The following is a 13000-nucleotide window of genomic DNA, read 5'->3' as shown; positions in this document are numbered from 1 at the left end:
GAACATGCTTCCGGAACGCCGGGCAGAATCTCGGGCATGGCGAAGTTCGTGGTGACTCCTTCCAGCGAGGAGCAGCGTGCGGCATGGACGGGCGGGACGATCCCAGAGGTGGAGCGGGTGCGGCCGGGCCTGTGGTCGGTGCCGGTGCCCATCCCGATCAACCCGCTGCGCTACGTCCTGGTGTACGTGCTCGAATGCGACGACGGCGTGGCCCTCGTCGACGCCGGATGGAACACCGACGAGGCGTACGACGCGCTGGTAGCCGGGCTCGCCGTGGCCGGTTACGCGATCACCGACGTCAAGGCGGTGCTCGTCACCCACATCCATCCCGACCACTACGGCCTGGCGGGACGCGTCCGGGAGGCGTCCGGGGCGTGGATCGGGCTGCATCCGGCGGACGCCGAGCTGGTCCACGAGCGCTACGACGAGGCCGCCATCGAGTCGCTGGTCGCCCGGGAGCGGGCGCTGCTGGCGCGCTGCGGCGTGCCCCCGGCCACGCTGGACGAGCTGGCCGGGGCGTCGATGATGATCAGGCACCTGGTGTCGACGGCCAAGCCCGACCGGCTCATCGAGGACGGCGACCGGCTCGGCCTGCCCGGCTGGGACCTGCGCGCGCTGTGGACGCCGGGGCACTCGCCGGGCCACCTCTGCTTCACCTCGCCGTCCAGGAAGCTGCTGTTCTCCGGCGACCACGTGCTGGCCAGGATCACGCCGATCGTCGCGGTGCACCCGCAGTCGGGGCCGAACCCGCTGGCCGACTACCTCGGCGCGCTGGCCGCCGTGCGCGCCCTGGACGTGGAGGAGGTGCTGCCCGCGCACGAGTACCGCTTCTTGGAGCTGGCCGGGCGGGTCGACCACGTGATGGCCCACCACGAGGAGCGGCTGGCCGAGATCGAGGGCGTGCTCGCCGCGTCGGACGGCGTGAGCTGCTGGGAGGCGGCGACCCGGCTGACGTGGTCGCGGCCGTGGGAGTCGATCCCGGCGTTCATGCGCCGGGCGGCCAACAACGAGACGCTGGCCCACCTGGTGTGGCTGGAGGCGCGCGGCCGGGCCCGCCGGGAGCCCGGCGAGCCGGACCGCTGGGTCAGCGGCTGAGCCCGGTCCAGAACGCGTACGCGTGGTCGCGCTCGAACGCGGCGCGCTTCCACGTCCCGGCCGTGAGCGAGCGCACGTGCCGGTCGCGCTCGGCGAACCGCGCCCAGCCCGGGTCGCCGGTGGCCGCGAACCGCACCCAGGCGCCGATCATCCGCTCGGCCAGCCGCGCCTGCCGGGGCGGCAGCTTCTCGAACAGCTTCAGGTCGAACAGGTACGGCAGCTCCGCCATGTGCTGGGCGCGCACCGGGAAGCTCGTGGCGGGGTAGCCGGCGAACCAGGGCGTGTCCTTCTCGGCGAACTCGTACATCCGGGTGGGCGTCCAGCGTGACAGCAGCCGGGCGGTGTCGAGCGTGGGCGCCGCCCAGGCGTGGTCGGTGCGCACGGCGGCCAGCGCCGCCCCGGCCGAGCCGTGGGCCCGCAGCGGGTAGCGCTTCAGCACGGCGGCGGCGTCGGCGCCGAACTGCGCGCGGATCGCGGGCTTGTACTCCCCGGCGCGCATGGGCCGGCCGCCGGGGGCCAGCTCCGCGCCGGCGACCATGCCGCGCTCCTCGTCGTGGTTGACGCCGACCAGCACCGGGACCCGGTTGAACCGGCCATCGCGCAGAGCCCGCGCGGGGGTGCGGGGCAGCAGCGCGGTGCCCGCGACCGGGCGCGGCTCGGCGAAGGCGCCGTAGGCGGCGAGCAGGTCGGCAGCCGGCACCGCGCGCAGGCAGGCCGCGACGTCGCCGGCCTCCTCGCACCCCACCTTCTCGATCACCTTGGCGCTCTCGGCCTCGGCGGCGGCGCGGGTCCGCGATCCGCCCGTCGCGCAGGGGGCGCTCTGCACGATCGCCCGGTGGAACAGGCCCTTGGACGCGGGCGAGGCCAGGTGGCCGCAGACGGCGTAGCCGCCGCCAGACTGGCCCATGATCGTCACCTTGCCGGGGTCGCCGCCGAACGCGCCGATGTTCGCCCGGACCCAGCGCAGCGCCGCCTGCTGGTCCTCCAGGCCGAAGCCGCCCGATCCGCCGAGCGCGGGGGAGCTGAGGAAGCCCATGACGCCCAGCCGGTAGTTCATCGACACGACCACCGCCCCCGCCGAGGCGAGCCGCGCCGGGCCGTACATGTCGCCCGTGCCGTACATGAGGCTGCCGCCGTGGATCCACACCACTACGGGCAGCTTGCCCTTCGCCTTCGCCGGGGTGGTGACGTTGAGGTAGAGGCAGTCCTCGTTCTCGCTGGGCACGCCGATCGGGTAGCCGGTGGGCTGGGCGCAGGCCGGGCCGGGGCGGGTGGCGTCGCGCACGCCGGTCCACGGCGCGGCCGGCCGGGGCGAGGTCCAGCGCAGGTCGCCGACGGGCGGGGCGGCGTACGGGATGCCCTGGAAGGAGCGGACGCCGGCGGCGGCCGATCCGCGCACCTCGCCGGTGGCCGTGCCGACCACCACGGGAGCGGTCGCGGCGGCGGCGGGCAGGGCGGGGGTCGCCGTGGCGAGCAGGCCGGCGGCCAGCACGCCCGCGAGCCGTCCGTAGGAGGGGGTCATCTGGGTGTTTCTCCCGTCTCGTGGTGATCTGCAGAGGACGGTACGGGGATTTGGGCGATCGCGCAAGTCGTTCGCCTAAGGCGCTCGCATGACACGCTTGCTATGCTGCCCGGCATGGGAAACCGGGAAGATCTGCTCGACGGGGCCAAGCGGTGCCTGCGCGAGAAGGGCTACGACCGCACCAGCGTGCGCGACATCGCCTCCGCCGCCGGCGTCAGCATGGCCGCCATCGGCTATCACTACGGGTCGCGCGAGGCGCTGCTGAACAAGGCGCTGTTCGAGATCCTCGACGAGTGGGGCGACGCCATGGGCCGGGCGCTCGTGCCCGAGTCCGGCGGTGAGGCGGCCGAGCACTACGCGCGCATGTGGGAGAGCCTGCTCGCCGACTTCAGTGCCCATCCGGACCTGTGGCTGGCCTCGGTCGAGCTGTTCATGCAGGCCCAGCGCCAGCCCGAGCTGCGCCCGGCGCTCGCCGAGGGCACCCGGCAGGGGCGGGCCGGGATGGCGGCGATCCTGGAGAGCGTGCCGGAGGACGCGGTGCCGGAGCGGTCCGCGCGCACGCTCGGCACGGTCCAGGTCGCGCTGATGACCGGCGTGATGGTGCAGTGCCTGAGCGACCCCGACAGCGCGCCCAGCGCCGCCGAGGTGCTCGACGGGCTGCGGGCCGTCGCCAAGCTGCTCGGCTGAACGCCCCGGCTCGGGTTATGGTGCTCCTACCAGAATGTTGTTCTCCTGGCTGGAGGTTCGATGCTTCGGTTCGATGACAGGGTCGCGATCGTCACGGGGGCCGGGCACGGCCTCGGCCGCTCCCACGCGCTCCTGCTGGCCGAGCGGGGCGCCAAGGTCGTCGTCAACGACCTCGGCGGCGCGCTCGACGGCACCGGCGCCTCCACCGGCCCGGCCGCCGACGTGGTCGAGCTGATCACCAAGAACGGCGGCCAGGCCGTCGCGAGCACCGACAACGTCGCCACCCCCGAAGGCGCCAGGGCCATCGCGCAGGCCGCCGTCGACGCGTTCGGGAAGATCGACATCGTCGTCAACAACGCCGGCATCCTGCGTGACAAGTCGTTCGGCAAGATGACCGTCGAGGACTTCGACAGCGTCCTCGCCGTGCACGTACGCGGCTCCTACCTGGTCAGCCAGGCGGCCTACCCGTTCATGAAGGAGGCCGGCTACGGACGGATCGTCAACACCTCCAGCCCGGCCGGCCTGTTCGGCAACTTCGGCCAGGCCAACTACTCCACCGCCAAGATGGGCCTGGTCGGGCTCACCAAGACGCTCGGCATCGAGGGCGCGCGCAGCGGCATCAAGGCCAATGCCATCGCCCCGATCGCCTGGACGCGCATGACCGAGGCGCTGCTGCCCGCCGAGTTCGAGGCGAAGTTCACGCCCGAGCGGGTCAGCGCGCTCGTCGCCTACCTGGTGCACGACTCGTGCGAGGCGAGCGGCGAGGTCTTCAGCGTCGGCGGCGGGCGCGTGGCGCGGGTGTTCGTGGCCGAGGGGCCCGGCTGGAAGAGCGACGACCTCACGCCGGAGGCGCTGGCGGACAACTGGGCGTACGTCATGGCCGAGCAGCCGTACGTGCTCACGGCGGGCGACTCGATGAAGGCGATGCTCTAGCAGGGCTCTGGCAGGGCTCCAGAGGGTTCACGTTCGGGGGCGCCGATCCGTACGGGTCGGTGCCCTGTTTTATGCCGAAAAATCGGGCTTTGTTCGATCATCGACAGAAGTACGGCGAGTTTGGGCGGCTCGCACTCTTGAATTGCCGGATGAGTGATCTTATTGTCGCGGCATGACCCCCGCCCCGGGCTCGCCCGGCGACGTCCTGACGCTGATCAGCGCAGGCTCCGCGACGACCCGTTCCGACCTCGCCCGGCTCACCGGGCTGGCCCGATCCACGATCTCCCAGCGCGTCGACGCGCTGATCGAGCGCGGCCTGGTCGAGGAGACCGAGAGCGGCGAGTCGACCGGCGGACGCCCGCCCCGCCAGCTCCGCCTGCACACCGAGGAGCACGCCTTCGCCGGCGTCGACCTCGGCGCGACCCACTGCCGCATCGCCCTCATGGACATGTCCGGCGACGTGCTCGCCGAGTGCGAGGACTCCCTGCTGATCGAGGAGGGCCCCGAGACCGTGCTCGCGCACGTCGACGGCCGCCTCGACCGGCTCCTCGCCGAGGCCGGGCGGCCCAGGGCGGCGCTGCGGGCCATCGGCATGGGCGTGCCGGGCCCGGTCGAGTTCGCCACCGGGCGGCCGAACAACCCGCCGATCATGCCCGGCTGGAACGAGTACCCGATCCCTGAATACTTCGGCGGCACCGCCGTCCTCGTCGACAACGACGTCAACGTCATGGCCCTGGGCGAGCACCGCAACGCCTTCGGCGACATCCGCCACCTGCTGTTCGTCAAGGTCGGCACCGGCATCGGCTGCGGCATCGTCGCCGAGGGCACCCTCCACAGGGGAGCGCAGGGCTCGGCCGGCGACATCGGCCACATCCGCGTCAACGGCCACGAGGAGGCGGGCTGTCGCTGCGGCAACAGCGCCTGCCTGGAAGCCGTGGCAGGCGGCGCCGCCGTCGCCCGCCGCCTCACCGAGCTGGGCGTCGCCGCCGAGTCGGGAGCCGACGTCGTCGCGCTCGTCCAGGCCGGCAACACCCAGGCGCTGCGGCTCGTCAGAGAGGCCGGCCGGCTCATCGGCGAGGTGCTGGCCAGCCTGGTCAACTTCTTCAACCCCGAGGTCATCGTCATCGGCGGCGCCCTCTCGCGGGTCCACGAACACCTGCTCGCCGGCATCAGGGAGACCGTCTACCGCCGCTCCCTGCCGCTGGCCACCCACCACCTGTCGATCGTGCCGAGCCGCATGGGGATCAACGCCGCCGCACTGGGCGCCGGGATTCTCGCGATCGAGCACTACCTGTCACCGGACAACATCAACCGCATCGTCAACGCCTGAAACCGTGTGAAAGGGAGCCCGATGCTCGTCATGAGGGGGATCGTCAAGCAGTTCCCCGGCGTGCGCGCGCTGGACGGGGTCGACCTGGACGTGCGGGCGGGCGAGGTGCACTGCCTGCTCGGCCAGAACGGCGCCGGCAAGTCGACACTGATCAAGGTCCTGGCCGGCGTCCACCAGCCGGACGAGGGCACCGTGGAGTTCAACGGCGCGCAGGTGCGCCCGTCAGGCCCGATGGACGCCATCCGGCTCGGCTTCGCCACCATCTACCAGGAGCTCGACCTGGTCGACGGGCTCAGCGTCGCCGACAACATCTTCCTCGGCCACGAGCACGCCCGCCTCGGCTTCGTCAACACCGGCGCCGGCCACCGCGCCGCCCGCCAGGTGCTCGAACGCCTCGGCCACGGCGAGATCCGCCCCTCCACCGAGGTCGGCAGGCTCTCACCCGCGGCCAAGCAGGTCGTCTCGATGGCGCGGGCGCTCTCCCACGACGCCCGCCTGATCATCATGGACGAGCCGTCGGCCGCGCTCGCCCACGACGAGGTCGCCAACCTCTTCCGCATCATCCGCGAGCTCACCGGCCAGGGCGTGGCCGTCGTCTACATCTCCCACCGGCTGGAGGAGATCCGCGAGATCGGCGACCGCGTGACCGTGCTGAAGGACGGCCGCACCGTCGCCGTCGGCCTGCCCGCCCGCGACACCCCCACCTCCCGCATCGTCTCGCTGATGACCGGCAGGAACGTCGAGTACGTCTTCCCGCCCCGCGCCGCCCGGCCTCCCGGCGACCAGGTGCTGGAGGTCGAGCGCCTGACCTCGCCCGGCGCCTTCCACGACGTCAGCTTCAGCGTCCGCGCCGGCGAGATCGTCGGACTGGCCGGCCTGGTCGGCTCCGGCCGCTCGGAGATCCTCGAAGCGGTGTACGGCGCGCGTCCCGCCTCTGGCAGCGTCGTGCTCGCCGGGAAGCGGTTACGCCGCGGCGGCGTCGTCACCAGCGTCCGCCGGGGCATGGGCCTGGCCCCCGAGGAACGCAAGGCCCAGGCCCTCCTCCTCGACCAGAGCGTCACCGCCAACATCACGCTGGGCAGCCTGCCGGGCTTCGCCAGGTTCGGCTGGATGAACCGGGCCCGCGAGCGCGCCGAAGCCGAACGCCTGGTCAAAGCGCTCGACATCCGGCCGCCCGACCCCGAACGGCCGGTCAAGACCCTGTCCGGCGGCAACCAGCAGAAGGCGGTGCTCGCCCGCTGGCTGCTCGGCAGCCGCCGCCTGCTCCTGCTCGACGAACCGACCAGAGGCGTGGACGTGGGCGCCAGGGCGGAGCTGTACGCGGTCATCCGCGACCTGGCCGACCAGGGCATCGGCGTCCTGCTGGTGTCCAGCGAGGTGCCCGAGGTGCTCGGCCTGGCCGACCGCGTGCTGGTGGTGCGCGAAGGCGCGGTCATCCACGAGGCCGCCGCCGGAGAACTCGACGAGCACCGCGTGCTCGACATGATCATGAATGGGAGAGCGGCCTGATGAGCGACGCCCGAAGACCGTCCGCGGCGGTCCCCGAGACCGGCGGAGCCGCGCCACCACCGGCCCGCGCCACCCTGAACTCCCTCACCGGAGCCCGCCACCTGGGCCTGCTCGTGGCCCTCGGCCTGCTCGTCGTCGTCGGCCTCGTCACCCGGCCGGAGAACTTCGCCACCGCCTCCAACCTCGTCAGCATCCTCTCGCTCGCCGCCACCATCGGCGTGATCACCGTCGGCGCCACCTTCGTCATCATCGGCGGCGGCATCGACCTGTCCGTCGGTGCGATCATGGCCCTGGCGTCCGTCTGGGCCACCACCGTGGCCACCCAGGAGTTCGGGCCCGTCGTCATGGCCGTCTGCGCCATCCTCGTCGGCACCGGCACCGGGCTGGTCAACGGCCTGCTCATCGCCTACGGGCGGCTCGTGCCGTTCATCGCCACGCTGGCCATGCTGGTGGCGGCACGCGGGCTGGCCCAGCGCATGTCGGACCGCAAGACCCAGCTCATCGACGGCGAAGGCGCCATCGCCGCCCTGTCGACCACCCGCATCCTCGGCATCCCGCTGCTCGTCTACATCTTCGCGCTGGTCGTGGTGCTCGGCTGGATCCTGCTCAACCGCACCACCTTCGGCCGCCGCACCTACGCCGTCGGCGGCAACCCGGAGGCCGCCAGGCTCGCCGGCATCGACGTCCGGCGGCACACGATGCTCCTCTACGCCCTGTCCGGGCTGTGCTGCGGCATCGCCGCCATCCTGATCATGGCGCGCACGACCACAGGCTCGTCCACCCACGGCGACCTGTACGAGCTCGACGCCATCGCCGCCGTCATCATCGGCGGCACCCTGCTCACCGGCGGCCGCGGCACGATCATCGGCTCCATCCTGGGCCTGCTCATCTTCACGCTCATCACGAACCTGTTCATCCTCAACGGCCTCAACACCAGCGACCAGCTGATCGCCAAGGGCCTGATCATCGTCGTCGCCGTCCTTCTCCAGCGGCGAAACCTGAAGGAGAGAGCACCATGAGCAACAACGTCGCGCGCAGGGGATTCCTCGTCGGCGGTCTCGGCGGCGCCGCGCTCTTAGCGGCGGGCTGCACCAGCAACGAGCCGTCGGCCTCGCCCACCACGGCCGCGCCGCAGCCCGCCCCGGCGGCCAGCGGCAACGACGAGCCCGGCGACAAGGTCGTCATCGGCTTCTCGGCGCCCGCCGCCGACCACGGCTGGATCGCCGCCATCGCCAAGAACGCCGAAGCCACCGCCAAGCAGTATCCCGACATCGAGTTCAAGCCGGTCGAGCCGACCAACGACATCAACCAGCAGATCTCCGCCGTCGAGTCGCTCATCGCCGCCAAGGTGAACGCGCTGGTCATCCTGCCCAACGACGGCCAGCAGCTCAACCAGATCGCGCTGCGCGCGACCGAGGCCGGCATCCCCGTGATCAACCTCGACCGCGTCTTCCCGGACAAGCTCGCCTACCGGACGTGGATCGGCGGCGACAACTACGGCATGGGCGTGGCCGCCGGTCACCACATCGGCAAGGCGCTCAAGGACAAGGGCGTGTCGAACCCGGTCATCGTGGAGATCCAGGGCATCGCCACGCTCCCGCTCACCCAGGACCGCAGCAAGGGCTTCGAGGACGCGCTGAAGACGTACGGGTTCAGCGTGACGGCCAAGCAGGACGCCAAGTTCACCGTGGAGACGGGCAACCAGGTGGCGACCGGCCTGCTCCAGGCGCACAAGAAGATCGACGCGATGTGGAACCACGACGACGACCAGGGGGTCGGCGTGCTGGCGGCGATCAAGGAAGCGGGACGGAACGAGTTCGTCATGGTGGGCGGCGCGGGGTCGGCCAACGCCATGCGGGAGATCCAGTCGGGCACGTCGGTGCTGCAGGCCACGGTCACCTACAGCCCCACGATGGCCTCCTCGGCCATCAAACTGGCGCGCCTGATCGCCCAAGGCAAGGGCATGAGTGACCTCGTGGAGAACCAGGTTCCGCAGTCCATCACGCTCGCGTCCGAGACCATTACCAAGGAGAACGTCGAGAAGTATCTGGACCTCGGCTTCGAATCCTGATCGGGGGTTGCATGTCAGCAAGAACCGTCGGCGTCGGCATGATCGGTTACGCCTTCATGGGCCGCGTCCACTCCCAGGCCTGGCGCAGCGTCGCCGCCTTCTTCGACGTGCCGGCCGTGCCGCGGATGCGGGTGATCGCCGGCCGGTCGAAGGAGGCGACCGAGGCGGCCGCCGAGCAGCTGGGCTGGGCGGAGGCGGTGACCGACTGGCGTGAGGTGATCGCGCGTGCGGACGTCGACGTGGTCGACATCTGCACGCCCGGCGACACACATGCCGAGATCGCGATCGCCGCCCTGCGCGCGGGCAAGCACGTCATCTGCGAGAAGCCGCTGGCCAACACGGTGGCCGAGGCGGAGGCCATGGTGCAGGCCGCCGCCTCGGCGACGGGGCGCAGCATGGTGGCCTTCAACTACCGGCGGGTCCCGGCGGTGGCGCTGGCCAGGCAGCTCGTGGAGCAGGGCAGGCTGGGGGAGATCCGGCACGTGCGGGCCCAGTATCTGCAGGACTGGATCGTCGACCCGGACTTCCCGCTGGTGTGGCGGCTGCGCAAGGACAAGGCGGGCTCGGGCGCGCTCGGCGACATCGGCGCGCACATCATCGACGCCACGCAGTTCATCAGCGGGCAGCACATCGTCGGGGTGTCCGCGCTGATGGAGACCTTCGTCAAGGAACGGCCGCTGCCGGAGTCGTCGTCGGGGCTGTCGGCCGGGGGCGGCTCCGGCCGGGGGACGGTCACGGTGGACGACGCCGCCCTGTTCACCGCGCGGCTGTCGGGCGGGGCGGTGGGCTCGTACGAGGCCACCCGGTTCGCCACGGGCCGCAAGAACGCGTTGCGCATCGAGATCAACGGCTCGCTCGGCAGCCTCGCCTTCGACTTCGAGTCGATGAACGAGCTGTGGTTCAGCGAGGGCGGCCGGGGCTTCGAGCGCATCCTCGTGACCGAGCCCGACCATCCGTACGTCGGAGCCTGGTGGCCGCCGGGTCACGGGCTCGGCTACGAGCACACGTTCACGCACGAGATCAAGGACTTCCTGGAGGCGATCGCCGAGGGGCGCGACCCTTCGCCGTCGTTCGCCGACGGGCTGCGGGTGCAGCGCGTGCTCGCGGCGGTCGAGCGGAGCGCGGCCGACGGGAGCCGTTTCACCGCTGTGGAGGACTCATGAGACCCATCACGCTGTTCACCGGTCAGTGGGCCGACCTGCCGTTCGAGGAGGTGTGCAGGCTGGCCGCCGAGTGGGGCTACGACGGCCTGGAGATCGCCTGCTCGGGTGACCACTTCGACGTGGCGCAGGCGGTCGCCGACCCGTCGTACGTGGAGCAGAAGCGCGCCCAGCTCGACAAGCACGGCCTCAAGGTGTGGACGATCTCCAACCACCTGGTTGGCCAGGCCGTCTGCGACCATCCGATCGACGAGCGGCACAAGGCGATCCTGCCGGCCCGGATCTGGGGGTCGGGCGATCCGGAGTCGGTGCGCCAGGCGGCGGCCGAGGAGCTGAAGAACACCGCGCGGGCCGCCGCGCTGCTGGGGGTCGACACGGTGGTGGGCTTCACCGGCTCGTCGATCTGGCACACGGTGGCGATGTTCCCGCCGGTGCCGGCGTCGATGGTGGACGCGGGCTACCAGGACTTCGCCGACCGCTGGAACCCGATCCTGGACGTGTTCGACGAGGTGGGGGTGCGGTTCGCGCACGAGATCCACCCGAGCGAGATCGCCTACGACTACTACACGACTGTCCGCACACTGGAGGCGATCGGCCACCGGCCCGCCTTCGGCCTCAACTGGGACCCGTCGCACATGGTGTGGCAGGACCTCGATCCGGTGGCGTTCATCCTGGACTTCGCCGACCGGATCTATCACGTCGACTGCAAGGACACGCGGATGCGCGTGGGCGACGGCCGCCGGGGCCGGCTGTCGTCGCACATGCCGTGGGCGGACATGCGCCGGGGCTGGGACTTCGTCTCGACGGGCCGGGGTGACGTGCCGTGGGAGGACTGTTTCCGGGCGCTCAACTCGATCGGTTACGCGGGCCCGATCTCGATCGAGTGGGAGGACGCGGGCATGGACCGGCTGGACGGCGCCCGGGAGGCGCTGGCCTACATCCGTGACCTCAACGCGATCACGCCGCCGGCGACGGCGTTCGACGCGGCGTTCTCGTCGGGCTGACGACCTCTCCCCGCACGGGCCGCGTCCAGTACGGGGGCGCGGCCCGTGCTTTTTACGGATATTTCGGAAAAAGTGCTTTAAACACCAACCTTTTTATGACGGTGCGCTTAAATTGGTAACTCAGCGCTTTGTGATCTAGGTCGCATTCTCTTTTTCCTATTTCACCCTGATATGCGGTCGTGATACTTCTGTGACGCCGTGCGATCAGGGGACGGAGGGGCGTGACACCGTACTACGCCCCTCCGCGGTCGCACGTCGCCAGGCACTTGACGTGAGGAAACCATTTGCGCACCGTCATGAAGAGCACTGTCGGCAAACTGGCGCTCGGGGTCGCCGCCGTAACCGCTCTCTCGGGGGTTCCCGCCGCCCACGCGGCCGAGCCGCCCACCGCCGTGGAGGCCGCCTCCGCGCAGGCGGCCAAGACCGGCCAGGCCGTGCCCGTGCCGAGCCTGACCGACGCGAACAGCACCACCGTCGCCAACCCCGACGGCACCCTCACCGCCACCATCACCTCCGGCCCGTCCAACGTGAAGCAGGGCGACCGGTGGGTGCCGATCGACACCACGCTCGTCGCCGAGGGCGGCGTGCTCAAGCCGAAGGCCGCCAAGGCCGACGTCACCGTGTCCGCCGGCGGCGAGGGCCCGCTGGCCACGATGGTCGACGAGCAGGGGCGGAAGTTCTCCCTCCAGTGGCCGCAGGCGCTGCCCGCGCCCAAGGTCGCGGGCAACGTCGCCACGTTCGCCGACGCCGCCGGGCCGGGCGCCGACCTGGTGGTGACCGTCCTGCCGACGGGCTTCCGGCACGACGTGGTCCTCCGTACGAAGCCGTCCGGGCCGATCGAGCTGCGGATCCCCGTACGGACCGAAGGGGTGGAGCTGGGCGAGGCCGCCGACGGGCGGCTGGAGCTCAGGAGCGACGCCGGCGAGGTCGTCGCGGCCGGCGCCAAGCCGGTGATGTGGGACGCCAGTGGGCGCGGCAAGCCGCGCGGCGACGCCATCGCCCCGGTCGAGGCCGCCGTGCGGACCGAGAACGGCGCCAAGGTCCTGGTGCTGACGCCGGACGCGGAGTTCCTGTCGGACCCGAAGCGGGTCTACCCGGTGACCGTCGACCCGACGATCACGCTGCCCGGCGTGGAGGTCGACACCGACGTGGCCACCTCCTGGGCCTCGCACCCCGGCGACGCGATGATCATCGCGGGCACCATGCCGTGGGAGAACGGCCAGGGCGGCGACGTGATGCGCAGCCTGGTCAAGTTCGACACCAGCGCGTTCACCGGCAAGCGGGTGCTGTGGGCGGGCCTCGGCATGTGGAACGTCGAGACCAACGCCTGCGGCCTGCGCGTCGGCTCCGGCCTCACCGCCGAGCGCGTCACCGGCCCGTGGGACGAGAACAACCTCAACTGGGACAACAAGCCCCCCACGGTCAAGGAGGGCTCCTCCACCGTGCGCGCCGGGCTTGGCCGCACCTGGACCGAGCCCTGCGCCGGCGGCCCCGGGTTCCTGACGTGGGGCGTGACCGGCATCGCGCAGGCGTGGGCCAAGGGCGCCCCCAACCACGGCATCCAGCTGCGCGGCGCCGACGAGAGCGAGGCCACGAACTGGCGGGCGTTCGCCGCCTCCGAGAACAAGGAGCAGGGCGTCAAGCCGCCCACGCTGGCGGTCGTCTACTGGCGCTAGCTCGGGTAGGACT

Annotated in this window: 11 protein-coding genes; 10 read left to right on the top strand and 1 reads right to left on the bottom strand. The window is 71.5% G+C overall.

Going from position 1 to position 13000, the window contains the following annotated elements:
• The first annotated feature begins 36 nt into the window (after positions 1 to 36).
• Positions 37 to 1095, top strand: a complete 1059-nt coding sequence (locus ACBI99_RS03515) for an MBL fold metallo-hydrolase (protein WP_219500903.1) — start codon at positions 37 to 39, stop codon at positions 1093 to 1095.
• Here ACBI99_RS03515 and ACBI99_RS03510 read toward each other — a convergent pair.
• On the bottom strand, positions 1085 to 2617 hold the full coding sequence (locus ACBI99_RS03510; RefSeq protein WP_375071647.1) for a carboxylesterase/lipase family protein: 1533 nt from the start codon (positions 2615 to 2617) through the stop codon (positions 1085 to 1087). The two genes, ACBI99_RS03515 and ACBI99_RS03510, sit on opposite strands and share 11 nt — an antisense overlap.
• A 114-nt stretch (positions 2618 to 2731) precedes the next feature.
• On the opposite strand from ACBI99_RS03510, the gene ACBI99_RS03505 reads away from it, so the two are divergent.
• The 9 genes from ACBI99_RS03505 to ACBI99_RS03465 all read left to right on the top strand — a co-directional run bounded on the left by ACBI99_RS03505 (position 2732) and on the right by ACBI99_RS03465 (position 12987).
• Complete coding sequence (locus ACBI99_RS03505; protein WP_357590265.1) at positions 2732 to 3304, top strand: TetR/AcrR family transcriptional regulator; 573 nt, start codon at positions 2732 to 2734, stop codon at positions 3302 to 3304.
• 60 nt (positions 3305 to 3364) lie between these two features.
• The gene (locus tag ACBI99_RS03500) at positions 3365 to 4237 is read left to right on the top strand and encodes an SDR family oxidoreductase (RefSeq protein WP_375071646.1); all 873 of its coding nucleotides are present in this window, start codon (positions 3365 to 3367) and stop codon (positions 4235 to 4237) included.
• Positions 4238 to 4409: 172 nt separating this feature from the next.
• Positions 4410 to 5567 (top strand): ROK family transcriptional regulator, encoded by a 1158-nt coding sequence (locus tag ACBI99_RS03495; RefSeq protein ID WP_219500909.1) that lies wholly within the window; start codon positions 4410 to 4412, stop codon positions 5565 to 5567.
• 21 nt (positions 5568 to 5588) lie between these two features.
• Positions 5589 to 7076 (top strand): sugar ABC transporter ATP-binding protein, encoded by a 1488-nt coding sequence (locus ACBI99_RS03490; RefSeq protein ID WP_364175800.1) that lies wholly within the window; start codon positions 5589 to 5591, stop codon positions 7074 to 7076.
• The gene (locus ACBI99_RS03485; RefSeq protein ID WP_375071645.1) at positions 7076 to 8095 is read left to right on the top strand and encodes an ABC transporter permease; all 1020 of its coding nucleotides are present in this window, start codon (positions 7076 to 7078) and stop codon (positions 8093 to 8095) included. Before ACBI99_RS03490 ends, ACBI99_RS03485 begins: the two co-directional genes overlap by 1 nt.
• Positions 8092 to 9147 (top strand): ABC transporter substrate-binding protein, encoded by a 1056-nt coding sequence (locus ACBI99_RS03480; RefSeq protein WP_219500911.1) that lies wholly within the window; start codon positions 8092 to 8094, stop codon positions 9145 to 9147. Before ACBI99_RS03485 ends, ACBI99_RS03480 begins: the two co-directional genes overlap by 4 nt.
• 11 nt (positions 9148 to 9158) lie before the next feature.
• Positions 9159 to 10310: a Gfo/Idh/MocA family protein gene (locus ACBI99_RS03475; RefSeq protein ID WP_219500913.1), complete on the top strand. Its 1152-nt coding sequence runs from the start codon at positions 9159 to 9161 to the stop codon at positions 10308 to 10310.
• Positions 10307 to 11311 (top strand): sugar phosphate isomerase/epimerase family protein, encoded by a 1005-nt coding sequence (locus tag ACBI99_RS03470; RefSeq protein ID WP_357590269.1) that lies wholly within the window; start codon positions 10307 to 10309, stop codon positions 11309 to 11311. The genes ACBI99_RS03475 and ACBI99_RS03470 overlap by 4 nt, the downstream gene beginning before the upstream one ends.
• A 296-nt stretch (positions 11312 to 11607) precedes the next feature.
• Complete coding sequence (locus ACBI99_RS03465; protein ID WP_375071644.1) at positions 11608 to 12987, top strand: DNRLRE domain-containing protein; 1380 nt, start codon at positions 11608 to 11610, stop codon at positions 12985 to 12987.
• The last annotated feature ends 13 nt before the right edge of the window (positions 12988 to 13000 follow it).

Origin of the sequence: Nonomuraea sp. ATR24 (genome assembly GCF_041950485.1) — a bacterium.
Taxonomy (GTDB): Bacteria; Actinomycetota; Actinomycetes; order Streptosporangiales; family Streptosporangiaceae; genus Nonomuraea; species Nonomuraea ceibae.
Note: the sequence above shows the minus strand (reverse complement) of the source record. Positions and strands in the feature narration are given on the sequence as shown.